The organism is Halogranum roseipondis (genome assembly GCF_059695585.1).
Genome location: NZ_CM185235.1, coordinates 3,588,511 through 3,603,555 on the forward strand (window position 1 = coordinate 3,588,511; position 15,045 = coordinate 3,603,555).

A 15,045-nucleotide genomic window follows, 5' to 3' on the forward strand; every position below is an offset into this window, starting at 1 on the left:
ACCTACTCCAACCCAACCTACCCAACCATGATTGACGAACACAACAACTGGCATCTACTCGCTGACCACGACGAGTTCATCAAGTACGCCTACAAGACCAGCCCATACCGGGTGATCGTCCAGAAGAACGACCGCGGCCGCTGGGAGGCGCTGTTCACATCCGTCTACGCCCCGCCGAACTACAAGATTCGAGGCACCAACTCCGGCGGCTCGAAGGGCAAGATGCAGGCCAAGGCAGCCGCACTCAAGTTCATGTCCGACCACCCGTTCGGCTGTCCGCCACCACGGGAGTGGGTCGACGGAGGTGTCCCGGCGTGACCGTCGACGACTACCACCTCGTCGAGGCTGGCATCGCACTCTGGTTCGGGGCGAGCGGCGTCTTACTCCTGTTGACCATTATCCACCTATTTGCCTAACCATGCCAGAGAAACTTATCATCCCGAAACTCGGTAACAACGCCTACGACTTTTCCGACGACGAACTTGCGGCCATCGTCTCCGGCCTCCGCCTGTTCATTGCCCACGAGCAGCACCGGACGCTTCCGTTCCAGTCAGACGCTGACGACATCCAGCGTCGGTATGACGCCGCGCTCGAACTCTACGAGGAGCTTCAACCCCGTCTGTTCGAGTGGAAAGTCCCGGACGACTTCAAGCCAGACCCCAAGCGGATTGCCGAACGAGAGTCGTGGATGGGGGTGGAGTTCTGATGGCCGACGAAGACCGAGAACCCATCGCCACCTTCGAGGCCGCGTTCCTCCCCGAGTGGGAGTGGCAAGTCTTCGACATCGACGGCTACCACGATGTGGTCGTCGACTACGTGGACGGCGAGCCGGTCACGAAACACACGCTCATCTACTTCGGTCGGGTCCGCTCTCCGATAACCTACGGGGGATGGGACGTCGGGACGTTCACGGCCCACGAACTCCGTCAAGCCGGTGCCTTCCGAACGGACAAGGACACCGCCGAGTGGCCAGAGCCGGATATGTGAACGATTGTGCCATTACGTAGCTAACCGTGTAATTCCCTCCCCAGCAGACCAACTGAAATAGGAGAATGAAACGCGGGAGGCGAAGCGATCTGATCTAACCCAACCAACCAATGAACCCAGAGAAAATCCCACCCGGATACCGAGCCGAGTTCACCTACGAAGGGCGAATCCGCTACGGGACTGTCCGGTCGGCAGGCTCGAAGCGCGTCCACATACAATCAGGCGACCGTGGCGTCTACGTCCACCCGAGCACCATCCACTCGGTGCAGAAGCCACACCCGGATTCCATTCCGCTCCTCGGTGAGCGGCTCCGGTTCAGCGGCGGCGTTGACCAGAAGCGGTAACACCTAAGACCGACGCTCTGGCCGGTATTGCAGTCATATTTATTACCTCGCCAGAACTTGCTACGACTGAGAACAAATGCCCTACCCTTGTAGGCACGACGGCGACGGGTACATGATGACGACCGACTCCCACTACGGCCCACATGAGGTTTGGATCTGTGGTGAGTGCGGCCATGAAGTGCCCCTCGACCTTCCCGTGTCGGACTATGGCCACGAAGCCTACTGAAACACACCCGGCTTCCATGACCGCCTGAGAACTCCCCTCCTTTTCTGTACGCCCCAACCCGCTGAGGGAAATTTTATGGGGCCGAGAATCAACCACCAGCTATGAGCAAACAAGACGAACGCAGCAAAATCGTGCCGTCGGAGATAGCCTCCGAGACCGGTCTCAAACCAGAACAGGTTGAAGCAGTCCTTGAACAACTAATGGGAGACTGGTTGTTTTCCAACTACGTCGCATGGGGGAAGTGACTATGAAATACGAAACCGGATACCCGCAACCGGTCGAGGGCAGCCCGACGGTTAGTATCAACGACGTCACGTTCGCCCCCGGAGACCAGCTTCGGTTCCCGAAGGGGGAGCACCCACTTACGGGTGAGATGCAGTACGGCCTCTGCTACGTATTCAACGTTGAGGACGGAGAATCGCCCACGGTCAAGTTCTTCAACGTGACCGAGGAGACCCACACGACTCACACGCTCGGCGAGCTTCGCGGCGCTCTCGAACGCGGCGAGTTAACCAAGCTCGATGAGAAGTGGTCGGCGTCTGAATAGGCCGAGAGCGCGACTATTTCAAGCTAAATGCCCACCTGTGAGCTTTGCGACGGAATTATCCTGAATAGCTGTCGTATCAAAAATATCGATGGTGTATGGAAATACGCGGCGCAAGAGTGATCGGCCAACTACGTCTGCCGGTCGTGTGCCAAAGAAAAGCTGTCTTAGAACAGGCCAAGCGCGTGAGTCATAAACCACTTATCCAGCTTGGCCAACGCCTGTTGGGCGGCCTCCTCGCGGTCGTCTGCCCAGACAAACTTCAAGGTGCCATATTTGAACTGCTCCCATTTGTCACAGGTGCCGATCACGGCGTTTGGATGGATGCGGCTGTAGTAGTCCCACTCGTGGATGTCATCCTTGGTGCCTTCAACCATGACCACGAAGTCGGCCATGTCTTGGGCGCGGATGATCTCGGCCTCGAAGCGTTCTCGGTCTGTTCCAACCGACCGAGTTAGGTCGTCGATGGACTTGCGTTCAACCGCGAAGACATCCTCGAAGCCTTTGACGGTATAGTCGCCGACGTCGAGCCGGGCGGATTCCATATGGACACCCGGCATCGTCCACGGCAGTTTCTCGCGGTCGTCGTAGAGGATGGTGTACTCCATTAGAGGCACACCTCCATTCCCACTTTGGCGTAAGCCGAGCGGATGGCCTTCTCCGGGTAGTCAAATGAGTCAAGGTAGTCCGCAAACAGCGCATCGTTGTTCTCGGACTTCCGGTTCGGGTGGTAGTTCCGATCATCCTGTTTGCAGACGTGGGCTGCAACCATGATCGCACACAGGGTCGCGTCGATCCCACCCGGCGTGGACAGTTTAGACAGCGGCAGGTCGCCAAACAGCGGGCGTCCAACCGACTTCTGGTATCTGGTCAGCTCCAGTTGGCTGGAGACGGCGTCAAACAGGGCGAGATTATCCTGTCGACGCATGAGTTCTTGGTCCATCCGGGTGCGTCCGGTTCGGATACCGCGGTTGTATTGCGCGAGCCGGTCGTAATGGCTGGCCAGCTTATCCGAGCCATCCAGCCGATCTGGGGTGGCGTACTTGGCATCCGAGCCGTAGAACTTCGTGTTGTTGTTCGTATCCGGTTCAGTCAGGGGTTCTGGTTGGGTTTCGTCGAAGGACATAGATAGAATTTCGTCTAAGCGAGTGCCTATCCAGAACTGCCCGCAGAGATGGACGGCCATGCTAAGCAGATAGCACAGAATGTATGCTACTCAATTGGCACGATGTGGTGAGGACCGTGCTAATAGAGTGACACCACGGTACTATAGTAGAGTACCATAGTAGGTATCCTAATTCGGCTTTACCTAATCAGGCCAAGAACCCTACTCCTAATAGGGTACTCCCAAGTGGGGTACTCCTGTTGGGGTATCTCCTAATAGGGTAGAGTCCTAATCAGACAATGTCTAATCAGCCATCCTATACAGACAGTAGTACAGGCAGCACAAGAGAGGACCGTGATCGAGACGGAAGTCAACCACTCCCGACCGCTGTCCCCCATCTGATACTCATACGTAGTATTAAGTATTTCTCTGGGGTACTCTCCGGTATGAACGAGGGCCACGAAAACCCGGAGACGGAACCGCCGGTCGACCCGTGGATGTATCCCTACATCGGTGGGGCCGTCGACTTCTCGGATTGTATACAGGTGAACGTCTCGAAGGGAGAGTCCTACGCGGTCGGCTACAGCATTTCTCCTGTGATTGAGATACACACCAAGTTCGAGGCGCTGGTCGGGCTGTTCGACGAGTTCCTGTCCGCTCACGGCATCATGTACCAGCACGACACCGACGAGCGCCGGGCCGTGACGACGCACCGAATCCGTATCAAGCGACGCGCCGACATCGACCGGTTCCTGTCGGCCATCGAGAGGGACGTGCTAGCGTCGCACGAGGCCGTTTCGATCCTCCGTGAGGAAATACTCCCGGCACTCGAAGAAAACCGCCAGCGGACGCGAGAGGGCTTCCTCGATGTGATGCAGTCTATCGAGCGGTTCCGACTCGCACTTGGGAACGATCCCAACTCCTACACATACAATCTAGAACACTTCCGCAAGGAGTGGCCCGATGTATGATCGAGATAAACTATCCTGAAACACATACATTTAAGATATTCTATGAGTATTAGAGGAGGGAGCGAGGTTAGACAGCGTTTCTCCGCTGACGCTCGCCCTCCTTTCATGGGTTGTCCACTTGTCTTTGTGAGAGCGGTCGGTTCTCGGCCGCTCACGTTTTAGCCAGACTGGTAGTTCCGACTACGGTTCGAGTCCGTAGCTGGCGGTGGGGAAAGGACAGCCCCCACCCAGACCCGCATAGCCCGCCGTGATGGCGACCCAACCAGAAATAACCCAAGTTCTACCCAACCATGAACTACAACTACGACGCGTACAGCATCGACAGCGCCCAGACCACCAACCAGAACAACTCCGGCAACTTCGACGAGGACAAGAGCCTCAAACTGGAGTCGAACGCGGTCATCGAAGGGAGCCTCGACGAGGTGTTCGGCAACGCGAACAAGTGGGGTCAGTCGCTGGCCGTGAAGCTCGCCGACGTGAAGCTCGTCGACGGCTGCCTCTACCACGACGCGGAGAAAGACAAGTTCAAGCTGTTCCCGTGGAAGGACGTCGTCGGCCGCCAGCCCACCTGCCTCGTCGACCCGGAGACGGGCGAGACTGTCGAGGAGTACATTCCCGACGTCTCGGACGCCAACCAGTTCCTCGTGAAGAATTACGGCGGCACCGAGAAGCGGTACGAACTCGTCGATGCCCGCGTGATGGACGTCGTCAGCAAGCCGCACATCGACCAGACGCTCCTCCAGAAGGCACAAGAGGGCAACACCACCGCCCAGCAGGAGGTCGACGAGATTATCTCCGGCTTCGAGTCGGAGGTCGTCCACGAGGCGGACCCGGCCAAGCCGGTTGAGGTCGGTAACGTGATCATGTGGTATTCCGGCTCGGAAGACTACGGCCCGAAGGCGGCCTCGGTCACCCTCGCAAAGATTCTGACCCAGAAGGGCCGCAACATGGTTCTCTCGAAGGAGGACATCCACAACTGGCTGGCCGACACTTCGGGCGAGAACGTCCTGCGTGAGGACCTTCAGGACCGCCGCGTCGGGATGTTCGAGGTCAAGCGCAAGTCCAACCAGTCGGACCGCTTCTACGCCCACCCGATCCTCAAGGACGTCAAGACGGGCGCAGAGGTCATGGTCAAGAACGACGACGATGGCGAGGGCGACGCACCCGCCCAGACGGGGGCGGTCTCGGATGCTGCGGCCTCGGCCCCGGCAACCGACGGCGGGCAGTCTCGTGCGAAGGTCTCGAACGGCCCGACCGCGCCGACCGGTGAGCACCCCGAGGCGATCTCGGACTTCATCGCTACCTGCCAGCAACTCGACTTCGACGACGCTGCCCGCGCCGGGGCACTCCTGACCGATCTCGTGGCCGACTCAGGTAACGATCTGACGCAGGCGATGGTCGACGACTTCGGTGGCAACGACACGCTGATTCAGGCGGCCATCAACTGAGCCGTCTGAGGCGGCCTGTATAGACCGAGAACACACCACGTTTCCTTTGTAATTCACATGGCAAACCCAACCAGCATCACCGTTCACTTCGACCGTAAGGTCCAACTAAATCAGTTCGAGCCGGTTACCTTCGGCGGGACCATCGAGGTCTCGCTCGAAGACGGCGACGATCCCGCGGAGGTGTACCACGAGTACGCCCGCGTGGTCGAGGACAGCGTCGAGCGCGAACTCGCCCGCAGGATTGCCTCGAAAAAGGGCGACACCGGCTCGGACGACTAAGGTAAGGTCCGTGCCACCTGAATAGGATAGCTCGGTTCTCGGCCCAGCACTCCAACTGAAATAGGCGTATGAAACGCGGCCGGACCGAACCGTACCCTAACCCAACCCAACCAGAAACCAATGTCTCAAGCAGACTATACTGACTACGTAGTCGTCGACATCGACGAAACCGAAGACCCGCCGACGTTCCACGCCCTGCTCCAACTGGCGAAGGACCACGGGCTTGTCGGCGAGGAGGATACCGTCCTGACCGTCACAGTCGGGATGGTCCGCGGCGGGCTGATCGTCCTCTACGGCATCTCCCGAGGCGGTAAGGACATGGTCGTCGAGACGGCGATCAAGCTCTACCCGCCGGACACGGTCTACGAGTGGACGTCCGGCTCGTCTTCGGACACGGCGGCCTACTACGACGCCGAGAAGATGAACCGCTACGACGTCCACTACCTCGGCGACCTCGCCCGGATGGACGAGGAGACCGAGAAGATTGCCAAGCCGTGGGGCGAGGGCAAGAAGGCCACCCGGAAGAAGACGAACATCCAGAAGGCCGAGGGTGAGCAGGTTGAGGAGCAGATTCTCGAATGTCCTCGGACCGTTCTGGCGACAGTCGCAACCGACAACCGGAACTTCGACATTAACGACTACCCGGAGTTCCAGAAGCGGGCATTTATGATGGGCGTCGACGGCTCCAAGAGCCAGACCGAGGCCATCATGCGCCGGAAGGCACGCGAGCACGCCGGGAAGACCTCCCGGTCGATCTCGCCAGTTGAGGCGGCCCAGATTCGTCAGTACATGGGGGAAATCCCCGTCGACGACTTCCACGACCACCCGAACAACTCGATCATCAACCCGGCCGCGGAACAGTTGTTCATCCAGCGCGTTCTTCCGTCGGAATTCGCCGAGGCGCGCTTCGACTTCGACAAGCTGCTGGGATTCATCGAGACGATCACGCTGATCAACCATACCAAGCGGTTCACCGTCGACACCGGTCGCGGGTTCACCATGCTGTCGACTCCGACCGACGTCTGGTACGCCATGAAGATCATGGGCGAGAACATGGTACTGTCGGCGCTCAACCTAACTGACGAGGACCAAGCCGTTCTCCGGTTCCTTCGGGAGGCTGATTACAGCCCGTCGAAGTCGGACATCCAGCAGGGCCTCGGCCGCGCTGGCTACTCGATCACGACGAAAGATGTCGCCCGCTCGCTGTCCTCGATGCAAGAGCGGATGTTCGTCTCTGAGCACCAAGGGAATCCCAACACGTACTCGTTGTCGGACTTCGCAACGCTGACCGAGCACGAGATCGGCCTCGACTACGACCAGATCGTCGAGGAGGCCGCGCGCGAGGTCTACAACATCGACGGCATCCCGGAGGCCGTCGCCGACGAGTACGTCCGGCGCTTCTGTGAGGGCGACGGCCTGTTCGCTATCGACCCCTATACGGGCGAGGAGGTGGACATCACCGAAGATGAGTCGCTCCAGAGCGCCGTCGACGAGGCGACCGGAGACGTTGCCGCCATCTTCGACGAGCCGTTTGGTGGGGCCGCAAAGCCCGCTGACGACGCCGGAGACGACGCGCCGAAGAAGGCCAAAGCCGAGAACGCGCCCGCTGAGGGCCTTGGTGCCTTCGCACAGCCCGCTACTGACGGTGGTAGCACGAACGCAGACACCCACGGAAAGCTCTAATCATGTTCGGACACGGTGGCCTCACACCCTTCCAGACGTTCGCAACCGGGACGCCTCCCGGCCCGAAGCGCCGTCGACCAGAACCGACGACCTGTCCCTACTGCGGGGCCAACGTTCACCCGCGTTCCCGGCTGTGCCCAGAGTGCCAGCGGAGGTTGAAATAGCGTGGCCACGATGCCCGAGAAGGCATACGTTCTCGACGCGCTTCGTGTGTGGTCGCCGACGTGGCCATGCCGAGTGACGAAATATCAGAGATGGGCGACCGGGCCGACCGAGGCGACCGAGTTGCTGTTGGCCGCGGAAGACGAGCCGGATAACTGGCCGTTCATCTCGACGTATTCGTTCCCGGATGGCCACACCAAGGACGGGAACCTCCCTCGCGTTGACAGCCTGTTTTTCGACTTCGACATTCCGGAGTACGACTCGAAGGACTACACGGGTCGGAAGATCACCGAGGAGATGTGGGTCCGCGACCTCTCGCGGCTGCTTCTCCGGGTGCAAAAGTTCACCCAATACATCCGCGACGAGGGTCTGGGTGACTACTGGCGGTTCTCGCTGTCGGGGAACAAGGGCGTCCACGCCTACCTCGACTTCGAGCCGCTGCCGGTAATCACCGACGACCTCTACCAGTACAAGCGCGGGCTGTCCGCCTACGCTGACGCGCTGTTAGAGCGGCTGACCGATGTGACGGGTATCTCGGACCTCCCGGAGTACCTCGACGTCACCTCGTCGGACCTCGGACGTATGACGCGGGTCCCGAACACGCTCCACCTCGGGGCAACCAAGCTGTTCGACGAGCCGCGCTACTGTGTGCCGGTGTCCATCGACGAGGTTTGCCGGATGACGCCCGACCGCTACATTGAGTTGACGCGGGAACGGCGTCCTGTCCCGGCAGACGTCCAGCGTGTGCCGTCGCCAGACGCCGCCGAGAGGATTATCGGCTACGTGAAAACCGCCCCGACGAGCGCGTTCTCGTCCTCTGGTGGGAAGGCTGATCCAGAGCGCCTCAAGCGGTACGTCGCCGGGCAGAACGACGCCATTGAGGTCGAGGACATCCCGTTTCTGTTCACGACCAAGCCGTGCATCCAAGCCTTCGTCCAGAACCCCAAGGCGTTCCGTTGGGGGTCGGCGTCGCACTCGATGGAGTTGTTCGTGATCACCCACATGATGGACCGGAAGGTCCCAATCGAGATCGAGGTCGAGAAGACCACGAGCGGCCGAGAGCGTATTTCGGTTGTCGGTGGGACGATGGTTGAGTTCTTCGCCCAACACCCGGACTTCGATCACGACTACACCTGTGGGCGGATTGCCGAGTACATCAGCCGAGCATACAACCCGATGAACTGTGAGACCATCTGGGACGTCGCCGACGAGTTCTGCCTCAAGGGGGCGTGCTCGACGTGGAGTGCCAATTATGTAAAAATATAAACCATTATCAAAAAGTATAAGATGAGATATGAGAATAAGAGGGGGGAAAGGAGCTGGCAAGGCTCTGCCCTCTTGATACCGGCACAGATTCAGTTTCTGGAGAGAAACGTCTGACCGACGCCGGAAAGGTCTTTTAGTCGCTGTGGCCTGCCGAGACAGCGATATCTACCCAACCACAATGTTTGACCACCTTACTCTAACCACCAACCAGCGGGCAGCACTCGAAGTTCTCCCTGCGACTGCGGACGACGTTGCCGACGCTCTTGACTATAAGACCACGAGCGGCGTCTACGACATCTTCCGACGCATCGAAAAGGCGAACCCGGGCATGATCACTCTCGACAGCAGCGAGGGTATCTGGGAGGCCATCGTGGCCACGCCCATTACCGACGGTGGCGTCCCCATAGACACGATTCGGACGCCAACTGCCTCCAAGCAGACGATCACGAAGAAGGCCAACGACTTCCTTCACGAGTTGGAGCTTGGTCTGCGAGAGAAGCTGGCCTATCACCCGCCCGCTCGGGCCGATCACCCGGTCACCGAGGGCGGGATCGACTTGGTCATGTTCCGCACCGACGATCACTTCGGAGAGACCTCGACGGGCGTCACCGTTGACGGCGAAGTGTACGAGACATTCTCATCGGACATCGCCGAGGACCGCGTCTTCCAGCACCTTGGGGAAATCCTCGCCGAGAAGGACCGCCTCGAACGGCTCGGTTGCACGGTCGATAACGTTCACCTGCTGATGAACGGCGACCACATCACGGGCGAAGACATCTTCAAGAGCCAGCCGCACCACATCGACAAGAAGCTCCGTGGCCAGATGCGCCACGCCTCGGAGACTTACGGGTCGGTTATCCGAACGTTGGCTGACGAGTTCCCGGCCGTGAACGTCGTCTGCCAGCACGGCAACCACGGGGAACTCCGCACCCGCTCGAACTCCGAGCAGGCGAACGCGGACGACCTCCTATTCGACCAGCTTGACCTGCTGGCTCGGACGGCCTTCGATAACGTCACGGTCAACACGAACAACTGGCAGACCCACACCGAGTTTTGGATGCGCCGCGATACGGACGCGAGTATTGAGGGCTGGCTGGGTCACATGAGACACGGTAACGACGCCATGTCCCATATCGGGACAAACTCGGCGCAGAAACGCTGGCAGTCGTGGCTTCTCAAGTCCGCGAACCGCGATCCCCGTCCAAACGGTGGCGGGTTCGACGTCGCCTTCTGGGGCCACTACCACGAATTGAAATGGGAACCGGTTGCGGGCCGTCCCGTCATCATGGGTGGGGCGCTTCCTGCTGCGGGAGAGTACGCGGATAGTCTCGGAATCGCGGGCGGTCGACCGGGCGCGTGGGTCATCCAAGTGACCGACGACGAACCGGTCTCGAACATCCGTCCCGTGTACTTCCAGTAACAATCTATAATCTGTAAATTCAAAACTTTAAGAAAGTTCGACAAGCTTATATATTGGCCTTCTCGTATGCGACGTGAGCAATTCGTGCTCTCCTCTCTCGGTTGACTCCCGAGAGATATAACCAACCCGCGGTCAGCAGCCGCGATCACAAACCCGCAGTAAGACTATGCCCGTAACCCGTACAGACTGCCGTGCAGATGTAACAAAAGTCGACCGCATCCTCTCCGCCCACTCAGAACCGACGTGGCTCGGAGAAGTGTGGTGGGAGATGTACCCCGGCCTCAACGGGGCCAACTGCCTCCTCAAGGAGGTCTCCCGCGACACGATGACCTGTCCCGAATGTGGAGAGATTGGGCGGTATGACGATCACGGCGACGTCATTTGCGACGACGCTACCTGTGCAGTTGTTATCTCGGCGAAGCCCATGTTGCTTCCCGAGGATTCATTCAGCGGCCGATGTAACGACGGTGGCTCTGGAATCGCAGGTCGTACAAAGCCTGCTCTGAACCCAGCGAACGACGTCGGACCTTCTGAGCCGGACGTCCAGTAAGACCGAGAACACTCCTTTCTACAAGATCACAACCATGACCGACAGAGACGATTTATCCGAGACCCAACAAGAGGAACAGCCCGAAGTAGAACCAGAACAGCCGGAGACGGAGACACCTATTCAGGTACAGGAGGCGGCCGCACTCGCACGGGCGGCCTCGAAAATGCACGACGACCTCGACTACATGAAGTCGTGGTCGAGCGGGGCCATCGGAAATGTCCGCGTTGCCCTCGCTGAGATACGAGCCGATGAAGACGCCGACGAGGAGATGGTCGAGTTCGTCGAACAGGCCGTCGACCTCGTCGGGTCTGTTTACCGGCGGATCGAGCAAGGCGACCGCATCCGTGCTCGCCAGCCATGACCCGCTACGATGTTCTCCGTGTAGGTTTTGACGATGACGGCGGTTTCGATGTTGACGGACGTGTGGTGGCTATTGACGACTTACGGACCGGCCTTGCCGGGGCTGTTGAGGTACTGGTGGAGCGCCCGGAAGGGTGGTCACCAACCCCGGCCACAGACAGCCCGGACGATGCCGAAGGAGTGACAGACGCCACAGACACCGATGATTCCGGCGAGGACGCGGGTTCTCGGCTGGAGGAGATGACCTACCGCGACCTCCAAGAGTTGGCGAAGGCCCGCGACATCCCGGCCAATCAGTCGACCGAGGAGCTGATCGCGGCCCTTCGTGCCCGAGAGTAACCACCAATGAGTGCCTCAGAAGCACACCTATTCATCCATACTGGAGACGACATCGAGAAGCTGACCGGCGTCGACGACGTCGCCGAGACCACGACCAACCGACTCCAGCTTACCCGCGCTGATGACGCCATCGAGGCGCGGGAGGGCTGGCTGTTCGGCGGTCGCGGTATCTGGGTCATCTGGGTCCAGAACGGCCGCGCTGGCGTCAGCAAGCACGTCGTTTCCAAGGTACTGTCCATGCCCAGCGGCGGACTCCGCCTGACGAGTTACCCCGACGGCCGCGCGGTCGATACGGGTGGCCGTATCCGGCGGATGAAGCGTGTCGGCATCTAACCACCAACCAACCAACCACGACTACCCAACCAACCTAACAGAATCATGTCTGCAATTCCCCTCGAACCGGGACTCAACGAGTTCGTCTGCATCAAGTGTGGCCACCACGTCGGTGACGGCCGTCAGCGTAACTGGACTGGTCATTGCCCAGCCTGTGACCGGATCACCCGGTTCTGTATGATTGTCGAATAGCCTCGTTAGGCCGAGAACCATCCGCTCTATCCAACCCAACCATGAGTTACATCCACATCAGCGAGAACGCACAGAAAGCAGCCGTCATGCCCCGCCAGATCGGGGACATCATAGCCAACCGCAACGGCACCCACGGCGATCCCATTGAGAACCACGATCACATTGCCGACCTCTGGAACGCCTACCTCGGCGTCCGAATCGGCTCGAACAACGGCTCGAACCGAGTTCTGCGACGCCCGCTCTCGGGCGACGAGGTCGCGGACCTGATGATCCTCCTCAAGCTCTCCCGCAAGCACGTCGGCGGGATGGACCTTGACCACTATCAGGACAGCATCGGCTACGCGACCATCGCCGCCATGTACGACCCCGAGTACGACAACCTCGTCAAGGAGATTGAGGCGGACGGAGGGTTCCCGGCCGAACCATACAGCCCGGAGGAGTACGTCGCCCCCGGCGGCCCGGTGAACTTCCTCGAAGACAACGAAGACGAAGACATCTACCCGCCCTACGAGGAGGCCTACCAGCAGCTTCGGGCAGGTGAGACCAATGAGTAAGGTCGAGCCAGCCACCATAGACGAGATCGAGTCGGTCCCCGGTCTCAGGATGGCGCTCGAAATCGTCGCCCACGCCCAGAAAACGGCCGACGAAGACGGACGCTGTGTCCTCGACTTCTACCGCGAGGCCGGTGGGGACTTGACCGTCGCAGACATCACGGCCCACGTCGCCTCGCTGGAGGGGGCGGATGAGCCAGAGTAACCGACTCGGGCAGGCTGTCTTCACGACTCCTGACGCGAGCCTGTTCTCGCAAGGCACGTTCTTCGACGATATCGAGGAGGTGATCGACTCCGCCTACGTCAAGGTATTCTCGGCGGGAGTCATGCCCTACCCGTACCCGTACCGACTGGAGTCAGCCGACGAGGCGCGACCGGGCGTTCGGGATGTCTGCTCGGAGTTCATCCTCGATTCGGGGTACAATAAGCCCGACATCACGAACGAGTACATCCTCGACCGGGCGCTCCACCTGCGGCCGACCTACGTAGTCCCGAAGGACTATCCGGGCGAGCCGCTTGGGAAGACGGTTGCGTCGATAGCGGGCTTCATGCAGCAATATGAGGTTCATCCGCTGGCTGAGACAGACACTCGCGTTCTCGTCCCGTTACAGCCGCCGTTCCATGTCGCCTACCGCAGGCTCGAAGGCGTGGATGCTGACGGCTACTGTCTGGGCGGGTTGAAGAATTTGACTCCCGAGGATCAGGTCGCCGAGATTCGGAATTTCCACCGGGTGGCTGACCCGGACGATTACGTTCACGCCCTCGGGGTTGGCTCGTCGGCGGCGTTCATCCGGGCGATCCGGGCGGACCCGGGGCTGGTCGACTCGGTTGATGTGTCCACGGCAGAGAAGGCCGTGATCAAGAATAACGTCCGGGACAAGTCACTCAAGGAGATTCCGTTTGAGTTCCCGACCGGTAACTACTCGACGGTCGTCCGTGGGATGTTCGCCTTCTCGATTTTGGTCTTGGTGAACTACCTGTACTCGCCGTATTGCACGGACGAGATGGTTGAGACGGTGTCGGAGGGTGGGGTTACCCAAGCGGACCTTGCGGCGTTCAGTCAGCCCGATCAGACCGAGAACGCTCCCGCTCCCCAGCCGACCGACCTGATGACGGACGTCGACGAGCTTCTTCTCAACGTCGGCGCTCCGCCGTGTCAGGAGCCAGATTGCACCGACCGGGCCACGCCCGAATCAGACTACACCTACTGTAACCACCATGAGTGAACAATCTAACCGGCTGGTTGAGCTTCGGGAGTCCACACCCGAGGGTCGCTTGCCGTACATCTCGAAGTCCCGTGTTCTCAAGTACGCTAAATGCCCGGAGCAGTTCAACTTCGTCTACGTCCGCGGCCTCCGCGAGCCGGAGACGGCGGCCATGCGCCGGGGGACGAATATCCACGATTCGATGGAGGAGTTCTACCACAACGCCGAGGCCTACGTCGAGGAGACGGGCGAGTTCCCGACCGATTTAGCCGCGCTGCTCCCGGACGTCTCCATGTGGCGCGACTACCTCGAACCGTACATCACGAACTTCCTCGTCTGGGAACAGTCCCGGATCAACGCCTGCAAGGAGGCCGGTGTCGGCCCAGAACGTTGGCTCCCGATCGAGGTTGAGGCCGAGGAGTGGCTCGACGACCCGCTTGACATCGGCGATGACGGCCCGTACCCGGCCATCCCGGCGATGGGCCGGGCTGACGCCATCTACGACGCGGTCTCGCTGCCTGACGTTGACGCCGACGAGGGCGCGGTCATCGTCGATCACAAGACGGGGAAGACGCCTGCGCCGCAGTATCGGAGTAAGGACATCTTCCTGCAAGGGACGTACTACACGATCCTGTTCGAGCACAAGTACGACATCGTCGCCGTCGCTGGCTACTACCCGCGAGGGACGATGGGTGGGGTCGGTGGAGACTTCGTTGTAGCCCCTCCCGGCCCGCAGCGTCGAACGAAAGTATTTGAAATCATCGAGGCACTCCATGAGGTCAGCGACGATCCACCCGAACATCTCGAAATCAACGAGTTCCCGCTCTGTAAGTGGGATGAAGGCGCTGGAAACCAATGTCGGTTCTACGATATGTGTGCCTCAACTTGGGGCGAACCATTGAAATATGCTGATTGGACTCGGCAGGCCGTGTCCGATGGGTATTCGGACGCTCAGATTGCTGACGCGCTCGGGTGTTCGGTGGGGTCGGTTAAGTACGGCCGCCGAAAGCTCGGTATCTAATTAGTTCTGTCTTTTTCGTTTCTATACTCTCTGTCTCCGGCCCCAGCACACCAACTGAA

The 15,045-nt window shown here is 59.8% G+C and carries 22 protein-coding genes; 20 read left to right on the forward strand and 2 right to left on the reverse strand.

The window, feature by feature from the left end; all coding sequences use genetic code 11:
• Positions 1 to 27: 27 nt before the first annotated feature.
• The 6 genes from EOHIBHHM_RS18765 to EOHIBHHM_RS18790 all read left to right on the forward strand — a co-directional run bounded on the left by EOHIBHHM_RS18765 (position 28) and on the right by EOHIBHHM_RS18790 (position 2,104).
• A complete protein-coding gene (locus tag EOHIBHHM_RS18765) occupies positions 28 to 318 on the forward strand; it encodes a hypothetical protein (protein ID WP_497253322.1) in 291 nt (96 codons plus the stop codon).
• A 100-nt stretch (positions 319 to 418) separates the two neighbouring features.
• Positions 419 to 706 (forward strand): hypothetical protein, encoded by a 288-nt coding sequence (locus EOHIBHHM_RS18770; protein ID WP_497253324.1) that lies wholly within the window; start codon positions 419 to 421, stop codon positions 704 to 706.
• Positions 706 to 987 (forward strand): hypothetical protein, encoded by a 282-nt coding sequence (locus EOHIBHHM_RS18775; protein WP_497253326.1) that lies wholly within the window; start codon positions 706 to 708, stop codon positions 985 to 987. The genes EOHIBHHM_RS18770 and EOHIBHHM_RS18775 overlap by 1 nt, the downstream gene beginning before the upstream one ends.
• A gap of 110 nt (positions 988 to 1,097) precedes the next feature.
• Positions 1,098 to 1,331 carry a hypothetical protein gene (locus EOHIBHHM_RS18780; protein WP_497253328.1) on the forward strand — a complete coding sequence of 78 codons (234 nt, stop codon included), beginning with the start codon at positions 1,098 to 1,100 and terminating at the stop codon, positions 1,329 to 1,331.
• A gap of 327 nt (positions 1,332 to 1,658) precedes the next feature.
• On the forward strand, positions 1,659 to 1,802 hold the full coding sequence (locus tag EOHIBHHM_RS18785) for a hypothetical protein (RefSeq protein ID WP_497253330.1): 144 nt from the start codon (positions 1,659 to 1,661) through the stop codon (positions 1,800 to 1,802).
• A 2-nt stretch (positions 1,803 to 1,804) separates the two neighbouring features.
• On the forward strand, positions 1,805 to 2,104 hold the full coding sequence (locus EOHIBHHM_RS18790) for a hypothetical protein (protein ID WP_497253332.1): 300 nt from the start codon (positions 1,805 to 1,807) through the stop codon (positions 2,102 to 2,104).
• Positions 2,105 to 2,268: 164 nt separating this feature from the next.
• Here the strand turns inward: EOHIBHHM_RS18790 and EOHIBHHM_RS18795 are convergent, their stop codons facing one another.
• Positions 2,269 to 2,709 carry an ERCC4 domain-containing protein gene (locus tag EOHIBHHM_RS18795; RefSeq protein ID WP_497253334.1) on the reverse strand — a complete coding sequence of 147 codons (441 nt, stop codon included), beginning with the start codon at positions 2,707 to 2,709 and terminating at the stop codon, positions 2,269 to 2,271.
• Entirely contained in the window at positions 2,709 to 3,227 is a 519-nt protein-coding gene (locus EOHIBHHM_RS18800; protein ID WP_497253336.1) for a hypothetical protein, read from the reverse strand. The genes EOHIBHHM_RS18795 and EOHIBHHM_RS18800 overlap by 1 nt, the downstream gene beginning before the upstream one ends.
• 425 nt (positions 3,228 to 3,652) lie before the next feature.
• Here EOHIBHHM_RS18800 and EOHIBHHM_RS18805 point away from each other — a divergent pair, with 425 nt between their 5' ends.
• The 14 genes from EOHIBHHM_RS18805 to EOHIBHHM_RS18870 all read left to right on the forward strand — a co-directional run bounded on the left by EOHIBHHM_RS18805 (position 3,653) and on the right by EOHIBHHM_RS18870 (position 14,986).
• Positions 3,653 to 4,177, forward strand: coding sequence for a hypothetical protein (locus tag EOHIBHHM_RS18805; RefSeq protein ID WP_497253338.1), 525 nt, complete (start codon positions 3,653 to 3,655; stop codon positions 4,175 to 4,177).
• Between the two features lie 290 nt (positions 4,178 to 4,467).
• Entirely contained in the window at positions 4,468 to 5,625 is a 1,158-nt protein-coding gene (locus EOHIBHHM_RS18810; RefSeq protein WP_497253340.1) for a hypothetical protein, read from the forward strand.
• A 57-nt stretch (positions 5,626 to 5,682) separates the two neighbouring features.
• Complete coding sequence (locus EOHIBHHM_RS18815; RefSeq protein ID WP_497253342.1) at positions 5,683 to 5,904, forward strand: hypothetical protein; 222 nt, start codon at positions 5,683 to 5,685, stop codon at positions 5,902 to 5,904.
• Between the two features lie 120 nt (positions 5,905 to 6,024).
• Complete coding sequence (locus tag EOHIBHHM_RS18820; protein ID WP_497253344.1) at positions 6,025 to 7,587, forward strand: hypothetical protein; 1,563 nt, start codon at positions 6,025 to 6,027, stop codon at positions 7,585 to 7,587.
• Positions 7,588 to 7,589: 2 nt separating this feature from the next.
• Positions 7,590 to 7,751 (forward strand): zinc ribbon domain-containing protein, encoded by a 162-nt coding sequence (locus EOHIBHHM_RS18825; protein ID WP_497253346.1) that lies wholly within the window; start codon positions 7,590 to 7,592, stop codon positions 7,749 to 7,751.
• A 10-nt stretch (positions 7,752 to 7,761) separates the two neighbouring features.
• Positions 7,762 to 9,015, forward strand: a complete 1,254-nt coding sequence (locus tag EOHIBHHM_RS18830) for a hypothetical protein (RefSeq protein WP_497253348.1) — start codon at positions 7,762 to 7,764, stop codon at positions 9,013 to 9,015.
• A 328-nt stretch (positions 9,016 to 9,343) separates the two neighbouring features.
• Complete coding sequence (locus EOHIBHHM_RS18835) at positions 9,344 to 10,435, forward strand: hypothetical protein (protein ID WP_497253350.1); 1,092 nt, start codon at positions 9,344 to 9,346, stop codon at positions 10,433 to 10,435.
• 584 nt (positions 10,436 to 11,019) lie between these two features.
• Positions 11,020 to 11,346 (forward strand): hypothetical protein, encoded by a 327-nt coding sequence (locus EOHIBHHM_RS18840; RefSeq protein ID WP_497253352.1) that lies wholly within the window; start codon positions 11,020 to 11,022, stop codon positions 11,344 to 11,346.
• Positions 11,343 to 11,684, forward strand: a complete 342-nt coding sequence (locus EOHIBHHM_RS18845; RefSeq protein WP_497253354.1) for a hypothetical protein — start codon at positions 11,343 to 11,345, stop codon at positions 11,682 to 11,684. Before EOHIBHHM_RS18840 ends, EOHIBHHM_RS18845 begins: the two co-directional genes overlap by 4 nt.
• Positions 11,685 to 11,690: 6 nt before the next feature.
• Positions 11,691 to 12,017, forward strand: coding sequence for a hypothetical protein (locus tag EOHIBHHM_RS18850; protein WP_497253356.1), 327 nt, complete (start codon positions 11,691 to 11,693; stop codon positions 12,015 to 12,017).
• Between the two features lie 233 nt (positions 12,018 to 12,250).
• A complete protein-coding gene (locus tag EOHIBHHM_RS18855) occupies positions 12,251 to 12,763 on the forward strand; it encodes a DUF6378 domain-containing protein (protein WP_497253358.1) in 513 nt (170 codons plus the stop codon).
• Complete coding sequence (locus EOHIBHHM_RS18860; RefSeq protein WP_497253360.1) at positions 12,756 to 12,965, forward strand: hypothetical protein; 210 nt, start codon at positions 12,756 to 12,758, stop codon at positions 12,963 to 12,965. Before EOHIBHHM_RS18855 ends, EOHIBHHM_RS18860 begins: the two co-directional genes overlap by 8 nt.
• Positions 12,952 to 13,986, forward strand: a complete 1,035-nt coding sequence (locus EOHIBHHM_RS18865) for a hypothetical protein (protein ID WP_497253362.1) — start codon at positions 12,952 to 12,954, stop codon at positions 13,984 to 13,986. Before EOHIBHHM_RS18860 ends, EOHIBHHM_RS18865 begins: the two co-directional genes overlap by 14 nt.
• Positions 13,979 to 14,986: a PD-(D/E)XK nuclease family protein gene (locus EOHIBHHM_RS18870; RefSeq protein WP_497253364.1), complete on the forward strand. Its 1,008-nt coding sequence runs from the start codon at positions 13,979 to 13,981 to the stop codon at positions 14,984 to 14,986. Before EOHIBHHM_RS18865 ends, EOHIBHHM_RS18870 begins: the two co-directional genes overlap by 8 nt.
• The last annotated feature ends 59 nt before the right edge of the window (positions 14,987 to 15,045 follow it).